Annotated in this window: 1 protein-coding gene; it reads right to left on the minus strand. The window is 35.0% G+C overall.

Annotation, left to right across the window (positions count from 1 at the left end):
• Nucleotides 1–146 precede the first annotated feature (146 nt).
• Nucleotides 147–566 (minus strand): GNAT family N-acetyltransferase, encoded by a 420-nt coding sequence (locus tag ACYVRA_RS07690; protein ID WP_461252151.1) that lies wholly within the window; start codon nt 564–566, stop codon nt 147–149.
• Nucleotides 567–782 lie beyond the last annotated feature (216 nt).

Genomic DNA, 782 nt, shown 5'->3' on the forward strand with positions numbered 1-782 from the left:
CGGGCGCAAAAAAATGTGGGTGGAGTGAGGCGTGGGAGCCTTCAGGCGACCTAGCCGAACGGAACCCCGAGCCGCCGTAAGGCGGCGATGCGTTTACCGACCTGTTATGCGATGGGCAGGCGTACATCATTTTTATATAATTATTTTTATAATATAAATTCATTATCTTTTCTCATATATTTATCCCCAACTTTTTTAAAACCATATTTTTCATATAATCCATGTGCATCTCTTGTTGCCAAAATCCCAAACATTCCATCCAGTTCTTTCATTTGTGTAATTATTTCGATCAATTTTTTCCCCAAACCATTTTTACGATATTTTTCATCAATAATCACATCACAAAGCCAATACATTGTAGCATAATCAGTTACAATTCTTGCAAACCCAATCATTTTTTCTTTTAAGTATATTCCAATACATATAGAATTTTCTATTGCTTTAATTGTTATTTCTCTTTTACGATTATTTGCCCAATAACTATTCCTCAATAATTCACATACTTTATCTATTGAAATTATGCTCTTATTATCACTAAAATTATATTCACCATAATTTATATCCACAATTTATCTCCTTACAGAAAAACATTATTTTTTTATATCTTATATTTAATATTATGTCAATATATTCTTAAACCAATTTAGCCTGCCTTTCGCATAACGTTTGGCGGTAAACGACGTTTTTTTGCGCCCGATAAGAAAACCGCGAAGCGGTTTTTCGGGCACAAAAAAATGTGGGTGGAGTGAGGCGTGGGAGCCTTCAGGCGACCTAGCCGAACG

It is taken from the genome of Treponema sp. R8-4-B8 (genome assembly GCF_054786175.1).